General features: G+C 55.8%; 1 protein-coding gene. It reads left to right on the forward strand.

The window, feature by feature from the left end:
• Positions 1-507, forward strand: a 507-nt coding sequence (locus tag ACEWB7_RS17470) for an EF-Tu/IF-2/RF-3 family GTPase (protein ID WP_411581019.1), incomplete at both ends; no start/stop codon positions are given.

Raw genomic sequence — 507 nt, forward strand, 5'->3', positions numbered from 1 at the left:
GCGCTGGGTAACTTTGGCGTTGACCATATGCTGGATGGTTTAGTGGCGTGGGCGCCCGCGCCGATGCCGCGTCAAACCGATACCCGCACAGTGGAAGCCTCAGAAGAGAGGTTCACCGGTTTTGTCTTTAAAATTCAGGCCAATATGGACCCGAAACACCGCGACCGCGTGGCGTTTATGCGCGTGGTTTCCGGTAAGTATGAGAAGGGCATGAAGCTACGCCAGGTCCGTACCGGCAAAGATGTGGTGATTTCCGACGCGTTAACTTTTATGGCGGGCGACCGTTCGCACGTTGAAGAAGCGTATCCTGGCGATATCCTCGGCCTGCACAACCACGGCACCATTCAGATCGGCGACACCTTTACCCAGGGTGAGATGATGAAGTTCACCGGTATTCCGAACTTCGCACCAGAACTGTTCCGTCGTATCCGCCTGAAAGATCCGCTGAAGCAAAAACAGCTGCTCAAAGGGCTGGTACAGCTTTCCGAAGAGGGCGCGGTGCAGGTG

The organism is Acinetobacter sp. NIOH-H-8 (assembly GCF_046635365.1).
Classification (GTDB): domain Bacteria; phylum Pseudomonadota; class Gammaproteobacteria; order Pseudomonadales; family Moraxellaceae; genus Acinetobacter.